Source organism: Pseudorhodoplanes sp. (genome assembly GCF_050250235.1).
Taxonomy (GTDB): Bacteria; Pseudomonadota; Alphaproteobacteria; order Rhizobiales; family Xanthobacteraceae; genus Pseudorhodoplanes.
In genome coordinates, this window is the sequence record NZ_JBFWPA010000057.1 from 16,634 (window position 1) to 37,295 (window position 20,662).

Genomic DNA, 20,662 nt, shown 5'->3' on the forward strand with positions numbered 1-20,662 from the left:
TGATCCGCCTAGCGGTCACCGGGCGCGCTTGCGCTTGCCGGGCGCCGCCACATAGCGCGGATTCTGTTCGCACCGGCCCCCGATCCCGGAAATGGTCGCGAGACATTGCTGGAAGCTGACGAAGCCGCAATTCGTGGTCGTCCAGTCGTAGCGGGCGCACCACGGATATTCGCGGGCTTCCACTGCACTCAGGGAGGCCAGTGAACCGGTCAGCGCGATCGCACATGCCGAAAGCATCAAACGCATCGGGTATCCTCCATTGCGCCCACGCAGACCGAACGTGCCCACGCCGTGATGGGTTCCGCCAGAAAGGTGGGACAGGACGTCCGCTACGCAAGTCCCGCGGATTGGCGAAGTGCCTCGATCTAACCGCGCCGGGGCGCAGCGTCGGATGCGCGACCGAAGACGAGGCCGACGCCCGCCGCCACCTGGGCGGGGATCGCCGCGACCCGCTTTCCCGCCGCCACCAGGCTGTCGCGCAAAACACATCCCGCATCGCCAAGCGCCTGCTCGATTCGTTGGTCCGACCACATTCCCGGCACCCAGCGATACATCCAGCCATGCAGGGCCCAGACCAGCAGGGCGGTCAAAGCGCCCGCGAACACCACATCGGTAAAAAAGTGTCCCCCGAACACCACCCGGAGCAGCCCCATCAGCGCGCCGAACACGGTCGCAAGGCCGATCGCGGGCAATTGCCAGGGCGCCGCGACCAGAGCCGCCGGCGCCAGCATGGCGAAGGCCGCGGCGCTCTCCCCCGAAACGAAGGAACAATTGCCGCGGCACGTGCCGCTAGCGTCCCACCACGGCTTGAATTCCATCGCTCCGCCGAATTCCTTCACGACACCGGGACGCGGCCGGTTCCAGTTTTCCTTGAGCCCGGCATTCACCAGCAGTCCCGGCCCGATCGCGATCGACATCAGGATCAGCAACATGGCGCGTCCCGGCAGCAACGCCTGCCGCGATGGAAACAGCATCTTGCCGATGAGCGCGGCGGCGGGAATGATGATCGCAATCGCGACCGCCCAGGAGGTCACGAAGCGGAAGCCAGCCAGGAACCAGTCGGACTTCGCGGGGAAAATCCTGCGCGCCGGATCAAAGAACAGCGCCGAGATTTCAAGATCGAGCGCAGGATCGATGGTGAAAACCACCGCGGTGAACACGGTCACCGCGACGATGATGAGCAGCCCGATCTGTGGCACGCAATGATCCCCAACCCGCCGGTCAGGGTTAGAGAGCGCGATTGACATCGCGGTGACGGATTTATGATGCACAAATCCGTGTGGAAAGCGTCATCCTGCTTTCGTCAATTTGGTGTTGCGCGCAACTCGCGTTACGCTTCGCTCGAAAAGCAACGGTGTCGCGACGAATGCCGGCATGAGCAAACCCTGCGTTGATTTCTGGTTCGACTTCGCATCCACCTATTCCTATCCCGCCTGCATGCGCGCGCAGGCCCTCCGCGACGAGGCGGGTGTCGCGATCCGCTACCGGCCGTTCCTGCTCGGCCCTGTGTTCAAGGCGCAGGGCTGGGCCACGTCCCCGTTCAACATCTACGAGGCCAAGGGCCGCTACATGTGGCGCGATCTGGAGCGGCTGTGTGCGGAATTGTCGATTCCGTTTCGCCGCCCGGATCCGTTTCCTCAGAACTCGCTGCTGGCCGCGCGGGCGGCGATCGCAAGCGAAGGCGACAGCTGGCACGACGCATTCTGCAAGGCGGTGTTTCGTGTGCAGTTTGGCGAAGGCCGCAGCATCGAGGATCCGGTGGTGATCGAGGCGGTGCTGCACGATATCGGCGCGCCGGCCCGCCTTGTGCTGGAGCGCGCGCAATCCGATCCGGTCAAACTCAAGCTGCGCAGCGAGACCGAAGAGGCCGGACGGCTTGGAATTTTCGGGGCACCGAGTTTCGTGACCGCGGATGGCGAATTGTTCTGGGGCAACGACCGGCTGGAATCCGCGCTCGCCTGGGCAAGACGGACCGCATGACCACCATCGTTCCGGGCGCTTCGTGCGGTCGGCCGAAGGAACGGCGAACCATGCTGTCGCATTAGCGATGTGCCGGCGGCAGAGCCTTCAGCGTCCCATCTTCACTCTGCCGATCGGTGGCCCCGGCATCAAAAGGCCGGGGTCTTTCCTTCATGCCGGCGCGAGCGCATCCCCCGCCTTATCCGGCACCAGGGCTGCTCCGTCGACGGCCGGCAACGGCTCGACCGTGACGGACACCGTGACGCCGATCGTCACCTGGAGGTCTGCCCATTGCACTTTCTTGTAGTCGAAGCCGTTGACCAGCGTCGGCTTCACCACCTCGAAATACGGTGAGATGTCGAAGTCGCGCGGCGCGTAAAGCGAGGAATGCCGGATTTCCAGTATCTCCTCGCGTGCGGATTCGCTTTCCACGCGGCTGATCTTCGGCAGGATCGGATAGCGCACCTGCTCGAAGGCCTGTGCGATCAGCGCCGAGCAGATGATCCGGGTCGGATGGCCCGAGCCCATTGCGATCATCTTCCGGCGCCATTTCTGCGGGATCGGCAGCGGCATCAGGAAGCGCATCAGGTCGATGATGTTCTTCACGTCATACTCGAAACCGATCCGCTCCTTGGCATAGGCGCAGACTTTCGCGCGGTCTTCGGGTGTAAGCCCGGTCGGCCGGCAGATGCGGGTGTGATAGCGCGCGTATTTCGACAGCGGCGCGCCGATCACGCCTTCGCCGAGATTGGCTTCCACCAGAACCAGCGGCTCGCCGTCCTCGGTTTCGCGGTCGCCGATCCGGCCGACATAGAGCGCCGCATGCGACCATGTGGATTGCGTGAGATACTTGATGATGCCGGAAACGTGATTGTTGCCTTCGACCAGGAGCACGTCGCCGGGCTGCAGGGTCGCCTGCAGCGCGCCAAAGTCGCTCGGCGTGAAGGGCTCGTAGCCCTGCACCGGCTTTTCCAGATAGCGGGCAAGGAAATGCCCGATTCCGTCGAGCACGAAGCTCATGGCGAAACCTCCCGCATGCGGCTGTTTCCGCATATCCGGCTGTTGTTGCGTATTTTCGTCGAAAGCCGTTGCAGAGCGGTTCACGCGGCTCACGGCCCGGTGACCGCGGCTGACATCGGACGTTTGCAAAACCTTGCTTTTTCCGGGTAGTGAGGCGGGAGCACAAAGCCTCCGGTAACCATGGACGCAATTTCCCGCCGTTCTTTCCTAGCGACCGCTGCCGGAGCGGCCACGCTCCCGCTGTGGGGGCGGCTGTCGATGGCGGCGGAGACCGAGGTTGCGATCGTTGGTGCCGGTGCCGCCGGCATTGCCGCGGCGCGGAAGCTCATGGCAGCCGGCCGGCGCGTCGTGGTGCTGGAAGCGGCGGACCGTGTTGGCGGCCGTTGCATCACCGACACCGCAACCTTCGGCATGCCCTTCGACCTCGGCGCGCACTGGATGCACGAGCCGGAGCAGAATCCGCTCGCAAGGCTCGCGCCACGCACCGGCCTTGAAATCTATCCGGCGCCGCCCGGCCAGAAAGTGCGAATCGGGCGACGCAATGCGCGCGAGGGCGAGCTGGAACAATTCTTCGCGGTGATGGTGCGTGCGCGGCGCGCGATCGAGGATGCCGCCCGCGGCAAGGCCGACATCTCGGTGGCGCAGGCCATACCGAAGGATCTCGGCGAATGGTATCCGTCGGTCGCGTTCTATCTCGGCCCGTTCGGTTGCGGCAAGGACCTCGCGGAACTTTCGGTGATGGATTTCCAGCGCTCGGACGAGCGCAACGTCGATGCCTATTGCCGGCAGGGTTTTGGCACGCTGCTCGCCAGGTTCGCCGACGGACTGCCGGTGCAGCTGGGAACACCGGTGACGCGGATCAACACGCAAGGCCGCGGCGGCATCACGCTCGAGACCAGCAAGGGGTCGCTGCAGGCACGCAGCGTCATCGTCACCGTATCCACCAACTTGCTGGCCGACAGCAAGCTGATGCCCGATCTGCCGAAGCGGCAGCTCGACGCGCTTAACCGGCTGCGGCTCGGCCATTACGAGCGGATCGCGCTCGATATTCCCGGCAATCCGTTCGACCTCGCGCGCGATGACCTCGTATTTGAAAAGGTGGAGGACAAGCAAACTGCGGCGCTGCTCGGCAATGTCGGCGGATCCTCGCTTTCCTTTGTCGATGTGGCCGGCTCCTTCGGCCGCGAGCTCGCGTCGAAGGGCCCGCGCGATATGACGGCGTTCGCGATGGAGTGGCTGGACAAGCTGTTCGGGGCCGACGTGAAGAAGGCGGTCGGACGCACGCATGCGACGCAATGGGCGTTCGCGCCCTTCGCGCAGGGTGCATTCTCCGCGGCGTCGGTCGGCGGTCAGCCTGCGCGGCGTATCCTGATGACCGAGCCCCTGCGCGACCGGGTGTTCTATGCCGGCGAGGCCGCGCACGAAACATTGTGGGGCACGGTAGGCGGCGCCTGGGAATCGGGAGAGCGCGCGGCGGATCTGGCCTTGAAGCTGCTCGGTCCGCTGCCGAGCGCGGTCCCGGCACAAAAGTCGAAGCCGGTGAAACAGCAGCCGGTGCGCAAGCAAAAACCGCCGCGCCGCCAGCGCGCGCCAAAGCGTCAGGAATTCCCCAGGGGCGTGCCGCGCATCATCAACGAATGAGCCGCCGCAGCTTCGACGCAACCCTGTCAGAAAAGGCCCCACCGATCGGCGGGGCCTTTTCCATCGTCAAGCCGTCAGATGCTACTGGCAGGGATGATATTGCCCGTCATAGCCCAGATAGAGCCCGGTGGCCGGGTTGAAGGAGCGGTATTTGGACGAGCAATACGCGACCCAGTCTGCGCGCGCGCCATAGCCCGGCGCGTAAACCACCGGAGGCGGAGGGGGTGCGGACGCCGCTCCAGCAATCACCGCGCCAAGCGCGAGCCCGCCAAGAACGCCGGCCGCAACCGCGCCGCCGTTTCCACCGCGATAGCCATAGCCGCGATATCCGTAGCCGCCGCGGTAATAGCGCCCGCGCCACCGCACCTGCTGGACGAGTTGCGTATCGACCGCACCGAGCGACGACAGGCCGGTTCCGGCGGGTGCCGCAGACGCCTGCGGCGGCGCAAGGACGGCAGCCAGCGCGAGAGCCGAGAATCCGAGCGAGGCGGTGAGCAATTTTGATACGGGCATTCTGTCTCATCTCCACATTGCAAGGGTGCAAGGTGGAAAACGAATGCGGCGCGACCTTGGTTCCGGATCACGCCGCGTCACTGCCACGCACTGAACGTTAACTTCCATCCATGTCGCGACGGAATGCTACGATCGCAAGATTCCGCCGGTGCGCTTGCCGACTTCGGCCACGATCCTGCCGGCGAGCGCGTCGATCTCCGCGTCCGTCATCGTCTTCTCACGAGGCTGAAGCGTGACGGCGATCGCGAGCGACTTCTTGCCCGGCTCGATGCCCTTGCCTTCGTAGACATCGAACACGGTCACGGCCGTGATCAGCTTCTTGTCGACATTCTGCGCCGCGCGCACGAGATCGGCCGCTTTCACACCCCTCTCGACAACGAAAGCAAAGTCGCGCGACACCGGCTGGAACGCCGACAATTCGAGCGCGGGCTTCGCACGCGTCGGCTTCGCCTTGGGCTCCGGGATGCGATCAAGGATCACCTCGAAACCGACGATTGGGCCGTCCGCCTTCAGCGCTTCGAGGACACGCGGATGTAACTCGCCGAATGATCCAAGCACATTCTGCGGCCCGATCTGGATCGTCCCCGACCGGCCGGGATGGAACCACGCCGGTCCGCCGGGCACGATCTGCAGCGCCTGAACCGGCGCGCCGGCTGCCGAAAGTGCCGCAAGCGCATCGGCCTTCGCCTCGAATGCATCGGGTTGGCTCGCAGCATTGGACCAGAACCGTCCGGTGCCGGTTGAGCGCGACAGGCCGTGCCGCAATCCGGCGGCAGCCGTGAACTGATCCTCGGGCCGGTCGCCCTTGAATATCTGGCCCACCTCGAACAGTCCCGCATCGGCGGTGCCGCGATCGGCGTTGCGCTGGATCGCGGCGACAAGACCCGGGACCAGGCTCGGACGCATGTCGGAGAGATCGGACGCGATCGGATTGGCGAGCGCCAGTTCGGGCTGACCGCCGCCGAACAATTCCGCGTCCGGCTTCGCAATGAACGACCACGTCACCGCTTCCGCGAGATTGCGCGAGGCGAGCGCGCGCCTGGCCTTGCGGGTGCGGGTCTGGATCGGCGTCAGCACCGGTTTGCGCGGGGCATCGCCGCGGTCGAACGGCGTCAGCGGCACCTGATCGACGCCGACGATTCGCACGACCTCCTCAACGATGTCGGCCTTGCCTTCCACGTCGGCGCGCCAGGAGGGTACCGCAACCTTCACCACCGGACCGTTGCCGGCAACGAAGAAGCCGAGATTTCCGAGAATGCGCTTCATTTCGACCAGCGGCACATCAAGGCCGGCGAGGCGCTTGACTTCGCTCAGCGGAAAATCGATCGGCCGGTCGTCGACCGGGCCGCCGCCAGCGACTTCAACTGCGGAGGGCTCGCCGCCGCACAGGTCGAGAACCATCTGGGTCGCGAGTTCGAGGCCCGGCACCATGAAATTCGGATCGACGCCGCGCTCGAAGCGGTAGCGTGCATCCGAGTTGATGCCCAGCTTGCGGCCGGTCTGCGCGATGTTGATCGGGTCCCAAAGCGCCGACTCGATCAGCACGTCGGTGGTGTCCGCGTCGCAGCCGGAGAGTTCGCCGCCCATGATGCCGGCCAGCGATTCCACGCCCTTGTCGTCGGCGATCACGCAGATGGAGTCGTCGAGCCTGTAGGTCTTGCCATCAAGCGCGAGCAGTTCCTCGCCGGCCTTCGCGCGGCGCACCACAAGATTGCCACGGACCTTCCTGGCATCGAACACATGCAGCGGACGGCCACGATCGTAGGTCATGAAATTGGTGATATCGACCAGCGCGTTGATCGGACGCAGCCCGATCGCAGTCAGCCGCTTCTGCAGCCATTCCGGGGACGGGCCATTCTTCACGCCGCGCACGAGGCGCAGCGCAAAGCCCGGACACAGCGACGGCGTCGATCCGAAATCGAGCGTCACCTTGACCGGACAGGGGAACGCGCCCGCAATCGGCTTCGGGGTGCGCTCGAGGAATTTGCCGATACCGGTGGCGCCAAGGTCGCGCGCGATGCCGGACACACCGGTGCAGTCGGCGCGGTTAGGCGTGAGATTGATCTCGATGATGGGATCGTCGAGACCCAGCACCTCGGCGAAGGGGACACCCACCGGGGCATTCGCCGGCATCTCGATGATGCCGGAGTGATCGTCGGAGAACGCAATCTCCGCGCCGGAAATCAGCATGCCCTGGCTTTCGACGTCGCGGATCTTGCCGACCTTCAGCGTGATGTCCTTGGCCGGGATATAGGTGCCCGGCAGACCCAGCACCGCCTTCATACCGGCGCGCGCGTTCGGCGCGCCGCACACGATCTGCAGCGGCTTGCCGTCGCCGGTATCGACCATGCAGACCCGCAGCCGGTCGGCATTCGAATGCTGAACCGCGGAGATGACTTCGACCACCTTGAACGGCGCGTATTTCTCGGCCGGATTCTCGATCTTCTCGACCTCAAGCCCGATCATGGTGAGCTTGTCGGCGATCGCTGACAGCGGCTCGTCGGTGTCGAGATGCTCTTTCAGCCAGGACAGGGTAAATTTCATGTCAGCGTCTCGTCGCTTGCACCGGCCGGTCCCCTCCCCCTTGAGGGCTCAAGGGGGGAGGTGAAGAGCGCCCGCTGCCGGTCACGAACTCAAGCCCCCCGCCAGCGTCGGGAAATCGAGCGGACGGAAGCCGTAATGCGACAGCCAGCGCATGTCGGCTTCGAAAAACGGGCGCAGGTCCGGCATGCCGTATTTCAGCATGGCGATGCGATCGATGCCCATGCCCCAGGCAAAGCCCTGATACTCGTCCGGATCGAGCCCGCAATTGCGCAGCACATTCGGATGCACCATGCCGCAGCCGAGAATCTCCAGCCAGTCTTCGCCTTCGCCGAAGCGGATCTCGCCCTTGTCGCGCCGGCACTGGATGTCGACTTCGAGCGACGGCTCGGTGAACGGAAAGAACGACGGCCGGAACCGCATCTTCACGTTGTCGACCTCGAAAAACGCCTTGCAGAACTCGGCAAGGATCCATTTCAGGTGGCCGAGATGCGAGCCCTTGTCGATGACCAGGCCCTCGACCTGATGAAACATCGGCGTGTGCGTCTGATCGGAGTCCGACCGATAGGTGCGGCCCGGAATGATCACGCGGATCGGAGGCTTCTGCGTCAGCATGGTGCGCACCTGCACGGGTGATGTGTGCGTGCGCAAAAGCAGGCGCGAGCCGTCTTCCTTCGGATTGAAATAGAACGTGTCGTGCATCTCCCGCGCCGGATGGCCTTCGGGAAAGTTCAGCCTGGTGAAGTTGTAGTCGTCGGTCTCGATGTCCGGACCTTCCGCCACCGCAAAACCCATATCGGCGAAGATCGCGGTGAGTTCGTCGATCACCTGCGAGATCGGATGAATGCGGCCGGTCTCCGCCGGGCTTTCGCGCACGGGAAGCGTGACGTCGACGCTCTCGGTGTTGAGGCGCTGATCGAGCGCCGCGTTCTTCAGCGCATCGCGACGCGCGGTCAGCGCGGCGTTGACCGCGTCCTTCAGCCCGTTGATCGCCGGTCCCCTCGCCTTGCGCTCGTCCGGCGTCATGGCGCCGAGCGTCCTCAGGAGCGCGGACACCGAGCCGCTCTTGCCGAGCGATGCGACGCGCACCGCTTCCAGCGCAGCCTCGTCGGAGGCCGCGGCGATGTCTGCGAGGACCGATTGCTGAAGTTGCTCGATATCCGACATGACGAGTCTCGTTTGCTCGTCATGGCCGGGCCTGTCCCGGCCATCCACGTCTTGCTTGAAGCCGGGAAAGGCGTGGATGCCCCGCCTGCGCGGGGCATGACAACATCAGGCCTGCGCCGGCAGCGCGGCCTTCACCTTCTCGACGATGACCTCAAACGCCGCGGGCTCGCGGATCGCGAGATCGGACAGAACCTTGCGATCGATTTCGAGGCCGGTCTGGTTCAGTCCGTTGATGAACTGGCTGTAGTTCAATCCGAACGGACGGACAGCGGCATTGAGGCGCTGGATCCAGAGCGCGCGGAAGGTGCGCTTGCGCCGCTTGCGGTCGCGATAGGCGTACTGGTTCGCCTTTTCGACCGCCTGCTTGGCGATGCGAATGGTGTTCTTGCGGCGGCCGTAGAAGCCCTTGGCGGCCTTCAGAACCTTCTTGTGCTTGGCGTGGGACGTGACGCCCCGTTTGACGCGGGCCATGGCTGATCTCCTCTAGCGAAACCCTGAACTTGCAGAAACGAAGAAAGACAGTTGCGCAAATGAGCTGACGCTGACGATCAGCCGTTCGGCAGCCAGTATTTCTTGATGTTGTCGCCGTCCGTCTTGAACAGGACGCGCGTGCCGCGAAGATTGCGGATCTGCTTGGTGGTTCGCTTGATCATGCCGTGGCGCTTGCCGGCCTGGGCGGAAACGACCTCCCCAGAGCCGGTAATCTTGAAGCGCTTTTTGGCGCCCGATTTGGTCTTCAACTTGGGCATTTGGCTCTCCTGATGCGGCTGACATGCGGCAATAGCCGAGCGTCCGCCGGGAATGGCTCGAAGAACGAGCGTTTGCTGATTGAGCAAGTGTCGCCGCCACGGCAGCCCTGACAGCCGGGCGACGAGCGGCCGGTTTATGGCAGAGAGGCCGCACAAAAACAACTGCAAACGGCTGCGATCAGGCCACCGCCAGGGCGTGGCAACGGCAGGGGCCGCCCATCGGGCCAAGCCGAAAATGGTATTGGAGTGCGCCAACGGCAGCCGGGCCGCGGGCGGCTCCTGCCGGTCGCACTCCAATTCTCACGCCGTTCCATGACCGCGAGCGATGCATCCTGCACATGGGCGCTTCCCGTGCCGGGACAAATCCGGACACCGGCATCGCATTTCATCCCCCGACGCGACACATCCTGTCGCATACGCCCGGCTTCGCGACGGATCGTTGCGGTCGCGCGATATGTCGCGGCGCGAGCGATTGAGGCTAGGCTTCGGATCGCTATATTTGGACAAACCAGCAGCCAACTCCCTGACCATGTCCCGCGCAGCACGCGCCGCTTTGGCTGCTTCGCGTCGCGATCGCTTCACAGCGCTGGACCAGCACGAGGATATATCCGGGATGCAAGCGGCCTTTTCCGCGATCAATGAATCAAAAGCCAATTTCGACCACGTCTATGTCGAAAAGGACCCGAGGCAGTATTTCAATTATCTCGGGCAGCTCGACTACATCATTCCGCATCTCGCACAACCGATCTTCAAGCAGATCATCCGCGCGCGCGCAGCCACGCAAAGCGATCCGGTCACCGTGCTCGATCTCGGATCGTCCTATGGCGTCAACGGCGCATTGATGAAATACGCATTGTCCTACGACGCCTTGCGCGACCGCTATACGGCGCCGGCGTTGCAGGGACTCGCGCATGACGACATGCTCGAACTGGACCGCGCGTTCTATCTGGCATGGCCGCGCGACCGCAATCTCAGAGTCATTGGTCTCGACATATCGGAAAATGCGGTGCGCTATGGACAGGCGTGCGGCGCCATGGACATGGCCTTCTGCGCGGATCTCGAAGCGGACGAACCCAAGCCGGAAGTCGCGGCTGCCATCTCGGAAGCCGACATCATAACGTCCACCGGCTGCGTCGGATATGTCGGCAGCAAGACGTTCGACCGGGTCATGAAGCTGGCGAGAAAGGGACGAACGGCGTGGGTCGTGTCGTTCGTATTGCGCATGTTCCCGTACGACCGGATCGCCGCGACGCTTTCCGACTTCGGGCTTGAAACCGAGAAATTCCAGAGCGCGACATTTGTGCAGCGCCGCTTCGCCAACCGCGAGGAGATGGAGGCCGTGGTGAAGGCTGTGGAAATGCGCGGCATCGACACGCGCGGGTTTGAGACCGAAGGCGTCTACCATGCCGACTTGTATGTCTCGCGCCCGCGCAGCGAGATCGAGCGAGCGCCCCTGCAGGAGATCGTCAATGTGGTGAGCGGGGCAAACAAGCCCTGGACCATCGGCACCAATGTGATGAGTCAGCACGGCGACGGCGCGCACCAGCGGGCCCGCGGGACCCGGCATCTGCGCGTGGCGCCGGGTTCCTGAGCGCCTTCCGGCTCCACCTTGGCGGGATCAGGGCTTTTGGGGTCGGGGAGCGGGCCCTGTCGGCCTCCCCCGGCAACGTTCCTGGAATTTTCCGGCCTCGCCGGTGGCGTGCGGGATTGCGACTGGCGGTGCCAACCGCTCGCCTGCTCACGGCACCGCGCAGAATCAGCGCGGTGCCAGGATCATGATCATCTGACGGCCTTCGAAACGGGCGTCCATCTCGACCTTCGCCAGCGTCGCAAGATCGGCCTTGACCCGATCGAGCAGCTGCGTGCCGAGTTCCTGATGCGCCATTTCGCGCCCGCGGAAGCGCAGCGTCACCTTGACCTTGTCGCCTTCCTCGAAGAAGCGCTTCATGGAACGCATCTTCACGTCGTAGTCATGGTCGTCGATCATCGGCCGGAATTTGATTTCCTTGACCTCGACCACCTTCTGTTTCTTGCGGGCCTCGGCGGCCTTTTTCTGCGCCTGGAATTTGTACTTGCCGTAGTCGAGGAGCTTGCAAACCGGCGGATTCGCGTTGGGAGATATCTCGACCAGATCAAGCCCGGCCTCGGCCGCCTTCGCAAGCGCATCCTGGATCGGTATGGCGCCGAGATTGGTTCCAGCCTGGTCGATCAGCTGAACCTCGCGGTTGCGGATCTCCTCGTTGACGCGCGGACCGTCCTTCTGAACGGGAGGCGCGGCTTTCATGGGACGACGAATGGATAATCTCCGTTGCTGTTGCCAGAAATCCGGAAGGCGCGCCGCGCATTCAAGGCTGCCGCCAAGCGCCCGCGCCTCACCGTACCGGGCAAGATCGGGACAAAACTGGCGCAAGTCAACGGCGAAACCCGGCAAAAACGAGCTCAGTCCCGCAGATTTGAGCCCAGGCCGGACCGCTCGGACCTACATTTTGGCACGCGCCAGCCCGGAATAAAGTTTGAGCATCTGGTCGGACACCGCCGGCTGATTGAAATGGCCGATGACCCATTGGCGGCCACGGCCACCGATCGCTGCCTGCTGTGCCAGCGGCATCGAAAACAGGCGGATCAAGGCAGCCGCCAATGCGCCATCGTCGCCTGCGGAAAAGCGCAGCCCGGTCATCCGGTCTTCCGGAACCGCAGGCGGCGCCAGTACCGCCTCCGGACCGGCTCCGAGATCGGAAACCACCACCGGGCGCTCCATGGCCTGCGCCTCGAGAATCGTGCGCTGCAAACCCTCGGCCTGGATCGCCGCCGACACCACGACTGACGCGGTGGCATAGGCCGCAGGCATGTCGTCCACCGGGCCGATCAGCCGCACCACATCGGCGAGCCCGCCGGCAAGCACCTCGTCCCAAATCTCGCCGCTATAACCGCTATGGCCTCCATCCTCGCCGACAAAGACGAAGACGAAATCCTTCAGACCCATCTCCTTGAGCCGCCGTGCGGCGCGGACCGCGACAAAGTGACCCTTTCGTCGCAGCATGCGTCCGACCAACAGGATGACCTTGTCCGTCGGCATCACCCCGAAAATGCGGCGCGTCCTTTCAAGACGTTCCGCCGACATCAGCGCCGGATCGAACAGCGCGAGATCGATGGTGGTCGGCACCACATCGATCCGGTCGGTCGGCACCTGGTAGCGCTCGCTGATCAGTTCGGCGAGCTGGTCGCTCACCGCGACGACGCGGTCGCCGCGCGCCATGACGCTGTTGTAAAGCCGCTTCAGCGCATTCTGTTCGCGGAAGCCCTTGTACCAGCTCGTGACCAGCGGCACCCGGGTCAGCCTGGAAGCAACCAGCGCGCTCCAGGCCGGGACGCGGCCATGAGCGTGGATGATGTCGCATTTGCGGTTGCGGACGAGCCGCGCGATCGCGGCGGCATTGCGCGCCATGATCGCCGGATTCTTGCTCGCCACATCGGCATAGACGAATTCACCGCCAGCATCGGCGATGCGCGGCTCGAGCCGTCCGCCGCGCGACATCACGATGGCACGGTGGCCCGCCGCAGTGAGGATTCGCACCACATCGACGGCACCCATCTCGGCTGCGCCTGCCTGCAGCGTCGGCACCACGACGAGGACCGTCAGCGGACGCAGCGGTGTGACTAGCTTGCGGTTCTGCGGCGACAGCTGCACGGCCCCGCGGGCTTGGGATTGCATGATGCGCGCGGCAGAACCGGAATTCACACGTTACCTCGCAAGCGTTACAGGCCGCAGCAAGAAAGCTGCGACCGACGGTGGGCGAACGCGGACTGAAACGCGCCGGGACGGAGCCCATGTGATAAGGCTTATCCAGCCGCGACGCAAACGAGCGCGCGAGGCCGGCGCAAATCTTGACCGGCGCAAGGCCAGGTTGGTTTGCGGCGAAAAGATGTTTGAGGGAATCGGCTTTGAGCATGGGTGACGTGGAATTGATCGAGATCGCGGTTGGAGAGGGCGGCGCGCGACGCGCCATCGCCGTGCGCAAGCGGACCGGACGCGCGCCTGCACTGATCTGGCTCGGCGGATTCAAGTCCGACATGAAGGGCACCAAGGCTGAAGCGCTGGATCGCTTCGCAGCCGGGCAAGGACGGGCCTGCATCCGCTTCGACTATTCCGGTCATGGCGAATCCGGCGGCACATTCGCCGATGGGACCATCGGCCGCTGGCTGGAGGAAAGCCGGGCCGTTTTCTCGCAATTCTGTGACGGCCCGACGATTGCGATCGGATCGTCCATGGGCGGATGGATTTCGCTGCTGCTGGCGCGTGATATCCGCGCGGGCCGCGTCCCGGGCAATGGCTCGCTCGCTGGTCTGGTCCTGATCGCGCCCGCGGTCGATTTCACCGATGTGTTGATGTGGCAGCGCATGACCCCGGAGATCAAGGCGCAGATCGAAACCACGGGATCGTGGCAGCGGCCATCGGAATATTCCGCGGAGCCGTATCTCATCACCCGGCAATTGATCGAGGAAGGACGCAATCATCTGCTGCTTGGCGGGCTGATCGAAACCGGGTGCCCGGTGCGCATTCTACAGGGCGTGCAGGATTCGGACGTGCCGTGGGAACATGCGGTGTCGCTGGTATCGCGGATCGCACGCGACGACGTCGTGCTGACGCTGGTCAAGGACGGCGACCATCGGCTGTCCCGGCCCGAAGACATCGACCGGCTGCTGGCAGCCGTCGCGGAGTTCGGTTAGAGGTTGGCCTTCACGCAAGAGACCGGGCGACGCGCAATGACATACAATACCCTCCAGGTTGAAACGCACGGACGAGTTGGGTTGATCCGGCTGCATCGGCCGCAGGCCCTCAATGCGCTCAATGCCGAACTTGCGGGTGAACTCAATACCGCGATCCGTGCATTTGAAGCCGATGCGGGTATCGGATGCATCGTCATCACCGGTTCCGACAAGGCGTTCGCGGCCGGCGCCGACATCAAGGAGATGGCCGGCAAGGATTACATGGACACGTTCATGGATAACTTCGCCGCCGGGTGGGACGCCGCCGCCCGCGCGCGCAAGCCGGTGATCGCCGCGGTCGCAGGCTTCGCACTCGGCGGCGGCTGCGAACTCGCGATGCAATGTGACATGATCATTGCCGCCGACAACGCAAAGTTCGGTCAGCCCGAGATCAAGCTTGGAGTCATTCCCGGTATCGGCGGCACCCAGCGGCTGACGCGAGCGATCGGCAAGGCCAAGGCGATGGAGATGACGCTGACCGGCCGCATGATGGACGCCGCGGAGGCCGAACGATCCGGGCTTGTCGCGCGGATCGTGCCGCTTGCGTCCTTGATGGACGAGACCATGAAGATCGCGGCCACCATCGCCTCGATGTCGCTGCCGGCAGTGATGATGGTAAAGGAATCCGTCAATCGATCGTTCGAGACCTCGCTTGCCGAAGGCGTGCTGTTCGAGCGGCGGGTGTTCCACTCGCTGTTCGCAACGCTCGACCAGAAGGAGGGCATGGCCGCGTTCGTGGAGAAGCGGGCGCCGAAATTCGAGCACAAATAAAGTCATGTTCGCGCCGCGGATGCGGTGCGCATTATGGTGCCCTCTCCGCCTGCGGAAAGGACACAGGAACAGGCACGGCGGACGTTCTACTTCCTCACACAGATGACCCGCACCAGGGCATTCTTCGCCGCCGCGAGGTCGCCGCGTCCGTCAAGCGGGGTGATGCCGGCGCCTTCCAGAAACTTGCGGATCGAAGCGGTCGGCACGAACGAGGCCTGGCCGGCAACAGCGGCCGGGCCCGCGACCGAAGCCGACGAAACGTCGATCATGCCGGCGAGCCGGCCTTCGCCGTCAAGCGCAGCACCGCCCACAAATCCGCGCGCCGGCACGGCATCGAGCAGCACGCGCGCGCCGTCGACGCCGCGCAATTTCGCGGGGACGGTCGTGACCTGGCGAGCACCCGCCTGCGCCGCCGGCTCCGAAATGCCGACCAGCGTCAGCTGGGTGCTCTTGGGCGGATCGGTGGAAAATGGCACAGGCTTCAGGCTGCGCGCCCCGTTGATGCGAATGAGTGCGAGATCCGAACCGCTGTCCTCGGCTACCCGGTCGGCGCGGCCGAGGCCCGCAACGATGATACCCCGGCAGTCGTCGGTGAGCTGGCGCTCGGTGACGACATGTCCGTTCGGCGTGACGACGATGCCGGAGCCGTATTCCACCCGGCGCGAGGTCGAAGCGGAGGCCGGATCGCCGAACGGCAGATAAGCGCCTGTGATGTTGTCGACCAGCGGAAGCATGATGGTCTCCATCGCCTGATCGAACAGGATGGTGAGCCCGCGCGCCTCGTTGTCCTTGAGAAAGGCCCGCACGTGAAACTTCTTCAGCCCCTGCATGCCCGATAGCGTGAACGAACTTGCAGTGATCGCGCTCACCTCGACGCGCCGGTTCGACGGCCTCTTCTTCATCTCCTCGAACAATTCCTGCAGGGTCGCACCCGCCATTTTCTCGCGAAAGGTTTCGATCTGGATCTCGCCGCGCGCCGAGGACCAGCGACTGCCGGTGGTGCCAATCTCGGCGTTCGGCACCAGCTTCGCGGGAATCCCAAGGCGCACGCCGGGCGTCACCGTATCCTCGACCAGCTGCCAGCCATTGTAGTCCTTGCGCCTGCGCATCGCGGTGGCGAGCGTCTGCCGCTGCTCGTCCGTCAGGATGCCGGTCTCCTCGAACTTGTTGCGCTTCTGGAAGGATCGGACGGCGGCGATCGCGCGATCGCCGAAATCCGGATCGACTGCGCCGGTGAGATCGCCGGACCAGATCAGATCGGACTGGATCGCGAGCCGTTCCGAAACCGGAAGACTGGAATAGGCGGCGCGCTGGGCGGGCGTTGCAGCCGGCGCCGGAGCCGCCGGCTTGTCCTTCTTTTCCTTCTTGGCGGCGGCCTTCTTCGGCGGTCTCGCCTTGCCCTTTGGCGCCGCCTTGGCCTTCGCGGCCGCCGGGCTCGCAGCGGGGATTTCCGGCTGCGCCTGCACTTGCGACGACAGCGCAAGTGCGATCACGGTGACCCATGCCACAACACGCATGTCCGTCAGCACCTCTCGGCCGCACCCTGCGGCCCCAGGCGGAAGCCCACTTCAAGCAGCGACGTGCCGGTCAGCAACTTGCGGGTCACCACACCCTTCCATGATGACCGTGCAAATTGCAATTGCGCAAGGGCTTGACGGGGTGCAGGGCAACCACCTCAAGATGCGTGTGAATTGGGAGCACGATCCATGTTGAGCCGCGAAGAGCTGGAGCGCTACGCCCGCCACATCGTCCTGCGGGATGTCGGCGGCCCGGGGCAGGCGGCGCTGAAAAACGCGCGGGTGCTGGTGATCGGCGCCGGCGGCCTTGGTGCGCCGGTGCTGTTCTATCTGGCCGCCGCAGGGGTCGGCACGCTTGGAATCGTCGACGACGACCTGGTTTCGCTGTCGAACCTGCAGCGTCAGGTTGTCCACACCACCGCCGATATCGGCGATGCCAAGGTGGATTCGGCGGCCGCCGCGGTGGCGCGGCTCAATCCGCATGTCGTGGTCGAGCGCCACGCGATGCGGATTGCCCCCGACAACGCGATCGCGCTGGTCTCGCAATATGATCTGGTGATCGACGGCTGCGACAATTTCGCGACCCGCTATCTCGTCTCCGACGCCTGCTATTTCACACGCAAGCCGCTGGTGACGGGAGCGCTCGGAACCTTCGACGCGGCCATCACCACCCTGCGGGCGCATGAGCGCGGCGCCGACGGAGAACAGAATCCGACCTATCGGTGCCTGTTTCCGGAACCGCCGCCGCCGGGCTCGATTCCGGCCTGTTCCGAAGCCGGCGTCCTCGGCGCACTACCCGGAATCGCCGGTTCGATGATGGCGCTGGAGGCGATCCGCGAGATCGTCGGATTCGGCCAGGGCCTGGTGGGGCGGCTGCTCATGATCGACACCCGCTCGATGCGGTTCGAGACGCTGAGCTACGGCTGGGACCGCAACAATCCGCTTTCGGGCGAGGCGCCGACGATCAAGGATCTATCGGTTCACGAAGGCCGGTAGCGGGTCGCGCAACCGGCGTTCAAAGCTGCGGCTTGGTCCAGCTGGCAACCGTGACCGCGCCCTTCATCACCGACCATTTTGCGTCGTCAAGCGAGTTCGGGACGAGGCGGTAGCAGGTCGCAGGCGAGCCCTGCTTCCACGAGGTACAGAAACCTTCCTTGACCACTTTCCAGGTCCCGACGGCCTTCTCGGTTGGCTCGCCCGCTTTCTTGAGCTCCTCGCGCGTGATCTTGCCGTCAGGCGTGAACACCATGGTGAAGCGCTTCCGTGTCGTGGAGGTGGCGACGAAAGGCTTGCCGTTGAAAAACAGCGATTTGATCTGGTCACCGGTCAGCGCCTGCGACTGCGCGGGCGAAAACAGGAACGGGACCAGGGCGAGGGACAGAAGGACACGCATGGGGGGCCTCCAGCGAAGGATTTCCTGGCATCCTAGGCCCGGATTCGGTCGGGAAAAAGTGACCGGAGGTCACACCGGGAACCGATTGAACCGGCGTGGTTAAGCGCAATCCGGTGGCCGGGAGCCCGGCTACAGCATCGACGGCAGCACGCGATCCGGCGGCTTGTGCCCGTCCATGAAGGTCTTGATGTTGATGATGACCTTCTCGCCCATGTCGACGCGGCCCTCGACCGTGGCCGAGCCCATATGCGGCAGCAGCACGACCTTGCCTTCGCGCGCGAGCTTGACCAGTTTCGGGTTGGCAGCGGGCTCATGCTCGAACACGTCCAGACCGGCGCCCGCGATCTCGCCCGCCGAGATCATGCGGATCAGCGCATTCTCGTCGATCACCTCGCCGCGCGCCGTGTTCACCACATAGGCGTCGGGGCGCAGCAGCTTCAGCCGCCGCGCCGACAGCAGATGATAGGTCGCCGGCGTGTGCGGGCAATTCACCGACACGATGTCGACCCGCGCCAGCATCTGGTCGAGACTCTCCCAATAGGTCGCGCCGAGCTCTTCCTCGATCTGCGCGGCGACCCGGCGGCGGTTGTGATAGTGAATCTGCAGGCCGAAGGCACGCGCCCGGCGCGCCACCGCCTGCCCGATCCGGCCCATGCCGATGATACCGAGCCGCTTGCCCCAGATGCGGTGACCGAGCATCCAGGTCGGTGACCAGCCGGTCCATTCCTTGTCCCCGGTGAGCACCTGCGAGCCTTCCGAGAGGCGCCGCGGCACGGCCAGGATCAGCGCCATTGTCATGTCGGCGGTGTCCTCGGTCAGAACACCCGGCGTATTGGTCACGGTGATGCCGCGCTGGAGCGCGGTGGTGACGTCGATATTGTCGACGCCGTTGCCGAAATTCGCAATCAGCTTCAGGTTCGGCCCGGCATGGCTCAGCACCGCGGCATCGAGGCGGTCGGTGACGGTCGGAACCAGCACATCCGCAGACTTTACGGCCTCGGACAGCTCGGTCTGCGTCATCGGGCGATCGTCGAGATTGAGGCGCGTCTCGAACAATTCGCGCATCCGGGTTTCCACGCGCTCCGGCAGCTTGCGCGTCACGATCACCAGGGGCTTCTTGCGATTCGGCATGCTGGGCTGAGAGCCTTCGAGACGCGATCCGGTCACCGGTATCGGGGCGCGGTGCCGTTCAGCCCTCCTTAACCGGCCTCCCCGACACTGCGCCGTTCGTACCGGCGTCTTCGTTCCCATGTAGCAGATGACCGTAACAAGACAAACCATCCGGCCCATCGCTATCGCAGCCATTTTGACCGCCTTCGCATCCGGATCGCCCGGCCGGGCGGCCGGCGAAGCCGCGACCGGCAGTGCCAGCGGTCTGCCGGTTCCGCGCTATGTCAGCCTGAAATCGGATCGGGTGAATGTCCGCAGCGGGCCGACCAAGGATCACGACGTCGCCTGGGTCTTCACCCGGTCCGGGCTTCCGGTCGAAATTACCGCCGAGTTCGAGAACTGGCGCCGCATCCGCGATGCCGAGGGCTCCGAGGGCTGGGTCTACCACTCGCTGCTGTCCGGCCGCCGCACCGCCGTGGTGACCGCGCGCGACAAGGACCAGCTGATACCGGTCTCCGACAGCCCGAAGGGCGAAAGCGAAATCACCGCCCAGCTCCAGCCCGGTGTGGTCGCGCAGGTCAAGCGCTGCGACGGCAAATGGTGCAAGGTCAATGGCAGCCGGTTCGAAGGCTGGGTACCGCAGGAGCGGCTCTGGGGCGTCTATCCGAACGAAAAGGTGGATTAGCTCTTTCCCACTCCCGGACAGCGGGGAGAGGTGAGGACCGCAGCTCACGGATCGAGCCGCATCGGCAGCCCGGCCTTCGCCATATGCTCCTTGGCCTGCCGGATCGTGAACTCCCCGAAATGGAAGATCGAGGCCGCCAGCACCGCGGTCGCGTGGCCGTCGCGGATGCCTTCGACCAGATGGTCGAGATTGCCGGCACCGCCCGAGGCGATCACCGGCACCGATACCGCGTCCGCGATCGCTCGCGTCAGCGGAATGTTGAAGCCCGCTTTGGTGCCGTCGCGGTCCATCGAGGTCAGCAGGATTTCGCCCGCACCCAGACCGACGACCTCCCGCGCATATTCCACCGCATCGATGCCGGTCGGCTTGCGGCCACCATGGGTGAAGATTTCCCAGCGGCCTTGTTCGCCCGGACCTGAAACGGTCTTCGCATCGATCGCGACGACGATGCATTGATCGCCGAATTTCTCCGCCGCCTCTTTCACGAAGTCGCGCCGTTCCACCGCCGCGGTATTGATCGAGACCTTGTCGGCGCCCGATTGCAGCAGCACGCGGATATCATCGACCGTACGCACGCCGCCACCGACCGTAACCGGCATGAAACAGGCTTCCGCCGTGCGCCGCACCACGTCGAGCATGGTGCCGCGATTCTCGTGGCTCGCGGTGATGTCGAGAAAGGTCAGTTCGTCCGCACCGGCCGCGTCATACGCAATCGCCGCTTCAACCGGATCGCCGGCATCGCGCAGATCGACGAAGTTGACGCCCTTGACCACGCGGCCGTCCTTGACGTCGAGACAGGGAATGATGCGGACTTTGAAGGTCATGCGGG

Annotated in this window: 21 protein-coding genes; 7 read left to right on the forward strand and 14 right to left on the reverse strand. The window is 64.6% G+C overall.

Annotated features, from left to right (window positions below):
• Positions 1-15 precede the first annotated feature (15 nt).
• Positions 16-246, reverse strand: coding sequence for a DUF3551 domain-containing protein (locus AB7F49_RS22325; protein WP_428526416.1), 231 nt, complete (start codon positions 244-246; stop codon positions 16-18).
• A gap of 119 nt (positions 247-365) precedes the next feature.
• Positions 366-1,199, reverse strand: a complete 834-nt coding sequence (locus AB7F49_RS22330) for a phosphatase PAP2 family protein (protein WP_428526418.1) — start codon at positions 1,197-1,199, stop codon at positions 366-368.
• A 175-nt stretch (positions 1,200-1,374) separates the two neighbouring features.
• Here AB7F49_RS22330 and AB7F49_RS22335 point away from each other — a divergent pair, with 175 nt between their 5' ends.
• Positions 1,375-1,980, forward strand: coding sequence for a 2-hydroxychromene-2-carboxylate isomerase (locus AB7F49_RS22335; RefSeq protein ID WP_428526420.1), 606 nt, complete (start codon positions 1,375-1,377; stop codon positions 1,978-1,980).
• Between the two features lie 150 nt (positions 1,981-2,130).
• Here AB7F49_RS22335 and AB7F49_RS22340 read toward each other — a convergent pair whose 3' ends face one another.
• Positions 2,131-2,979, reverse strand: coding sequence for a YiiX/YebB-like N1pC/P60 family cysteine hydrolase (locus AB7F49_RS22340; RefSeq protein WP_428526422.1), 849 nt, complete (start codon positions 2,977-2,979; stop codon positions 2,131-2,133).
• A 180-nt stretch (positions 2,980-3,159) separates the two neighbouring features.
• On the opposite strand from AB7F49_RS22340, the gene AB7F49_RS22345 reads away from it, so the two are divergent.
• Positions 3,160-4,620, forward strand: a complete 1,461-nt coding sequence (locus AB7F49_RS22345; protein WP_428526424.1) for a flavin monoamine oxidase family protein — start codon at positions 3,160-3,162, stop codon at positions 4,618-4,620.
• A gap of 81 nt (positions 4,621-4,701) precedes the next feature.
• Here AB7F49_RS22345 and AB7F49_RS22350 read toward each other — a convergent pair whose 3' ends face one another.
• From AB7F49_RS22350 to rpmI, 5 genes are all read right to left on the reverse strand, one after another.
• Positions 4,702-5,133 (reverse strand): BA14K family protein, encoded by a 432-nt coding sequence (locus AB7F49_RS22350; protein ID WP_428526426.1) that lies wholly within the window; start codon positions 5,131-5,133, stop codon positions 4,702-4,704.
• A 126-nt stretch (positions 5,134-5,259) separates the two neighbouring features.
• Complete coding sequence (pheT, locus tag AB7F49_RS22355; RefSeq protein WP_428526428.1) at positions 5,260-7,677, reverse strand: phenylalanine--tRNA ligase subunit beta; 2,418 nt, start codon at positions 7,675-7,677, stop codon at positions 5,260-5,262.
• An 81-nt stretch (positions 7,678-7,758) separates the two neighbouring features.
• Entirely contained in the window at positions 7,759-8,841 is a 1,083-nt protein-coding gene (gene pheS / locus AB7F49_RS22360; RefSeq protein WP_428526429.1) for a phenylalanine--tRNA ligase subunit alpha, read from the reverse strand.
• 105 nt (positions 8,842-8,946) lie between these two features.
• Complete coding sequence (gene rplT / locus AB7F49_RS22365) at positions 8,947-9,312, reverse strand: 50S ribosomal protein L20 (protein ID WP_428526431.1); 366 nt, start codon at positions 9,310-9,312, stop codon at positions 8,947-8,949.
• A gap of 77 nt (positions 9,313-9,389) precedes the next feature.
• Complete coding sequence (gene rpmI, locus AB7F49_RS22370) at positions 9,390-9,590, reverse strand: 50S ribosomal protein L35 (RefSeq protein ID WP_428526433.1); 201 nt, start codon at positions 9,588-9,590, stop codon at positions 9,390-9,392.
• A 613-nt stretch (positions 9,591-10,203) separates the two neighbouring features.
• Between rpmI and AB7F49_RS22375 the strand changes: the two genes are divergently transcribed.
• Entirely contained in the window at positions 10,204-11,181 is a 978-nt protein-coding gene (locus tag AB7F49_RS22375) for a class I SAM-dependent methyltransferase (protein ID WP_428526435.1), read from the forward strand.
• Positions 11,182-11,346: 165 nt separating this feature from the next.
• Here the strand turns inward: AB7F49_RS22375 and infC are convergent, their stop codons facing one another.
• Together infC and AB7F49_RS22385 are read right to left on the reverse strand one after the other, a co-directional pair.
• Positions 11,347-11,886, reverse strand: coding sequence for a translation initiation factor IF-3 (gene infC / locus AB7F49_RS22380; protein WP_428526472.1), 540 nt, complete (start codon positions 11,884-11,886; stop codon positions 11,347-11,349).
• A 183-nt stretch (positions 11,887-12,069) separates the two neighbouring features.
• Complete coding sequence (locus AB7F49_RS22385) at positions 12,070-13,302, reverse strand: glycosyltransferase (protein ID WP_428526437.1); 1,233 nt, start codon at positions 13,300-13,302, stop codon at positions 12,070-12,072.
• Between the two features lie 236 nt (positions 13,303-13,538).
• On the opposite strand from AB7F49_RS22385, the gene AB7F49_RS22390 reads away from it, so the two are divergent.
• Positions 13,539-14,318 carry an alpha/beta hydrolase gene (locus tag AB7F49_RS22390; RefSeq protein ID WP_428526439.1) on the forward strand — a complete coding sequence of 260 codons (780 nt, stop codon included), beginning with the start codon at positions 13,539-13,541 and terminating at the stop codon, positions 14,316-14,318.
• Positions 14,319-14,354: 36 nt separating this feature from the next.
• Positions 14,355-15,128, forward strand: coding sequence for an enoyl-CoA hydratase (locus AB7F49_RS22395; RefSeq protein ID WP_428526441.1), 774 nt, complete (start codon positions 14,355-14,357; stop codon positions 15,126-15,128).
• 86 nt (positions 15,129-15,214) lie between these two features.
• On the opposite strand, the gene AB7F49_RS22400 is transcribed toward AB7F49_RS22395, so the two are convergent.
• Positions 15,215-16,645 (reverse strand): serine protease, encoded by a 1,431-nt coding sequence (locus tag AB7F49_RS22400; protein ID WP_428526443.1) that lies wholly within the window; start codon positions 16,643-16,645, stop codon positions 15,215-15,217.
• A 189-nt stretch (positions 16,646-16,834) separates the two neighbouring features.
• Between AB7F49_RS22400 and AB7F49_RS22405 the strand changes: the two genes are divergently transcribed.
• Positions 16,835-17,641, forward strand: a complete 807-nt coding sequence (locus AB7F49_RS22405; RefSeq protein WP_428526445.1) for a HesA/MoeB/ThiF family protein — start codon at positions 16,835-16,837, stop codon at positions 17,639-17,641.
• A 19-nt stretch (positions 17,642-17,660) separates the two neighbouring features.
• Here the strand turns inward: AB7F49_RS22405 and AB7F49_RS22410 are convergent, their stop codons facing one another.
• Positions 17,661-18,038: a hypothetical protein gene (locus AB7F49_RS22410; RefSeq protein ID WP_428526446.1), complete on the reverse strand. Its 378-nt coding sequence runs from the start codon at positions 18,036-18,038 to the stop codon at positions 17,661-17,663.
• Positions 18,039-18,167: 129 nt separating this feature from the next.
• The gene (locus tag AB7F49_RS22415; protein ID WP_428526448.1) at positions 18,168-19,169 is read right to left on the reverse strand and encodes a 2-hydroxyacid dehydrogenase; all 1,002 of its coding nucleotides are present in this window, start codon (positions 19,167-19,169) and stop codon (positions 18,168-18,170) included.
• A gap of 127 nt (positions 19,170-19,296) precedes the next feature.
• Between AB7F49_RS22415 and AB7F49_RS22420 the strand changes: the two genes are divergently transcribed.
• Positions 19,297-19,833, forward strand: a complete 537-nt coding sequence (locus AB7F49_RS22420) for an SH3 domain-containing protein (RefSeq protein WP_428526449.1) — start codon at positions 19,297-19,299, stop codon at positions 19,831-19,833.
• 44 nt (positions 19,834-19,877) lie between these two features.
• Here AB7F49_RS22420 and hisF read toward each other — a convergent pair whose 3' ends face one another.
• Positions 19,878-20,657, reverse strand: coding sequence for an imidazole glycerol phosphate synthase subunit HisF (gene hisF, locus AB7F49_RS22425; protein ID WP_428526451.1), 780 nt, complete (start codon positions 20,655-20,657; stop codon positions 19,878-19,880).
• Between the last annotated feature and the right edge of the window lie 5 nt (positions 20,658-20,662).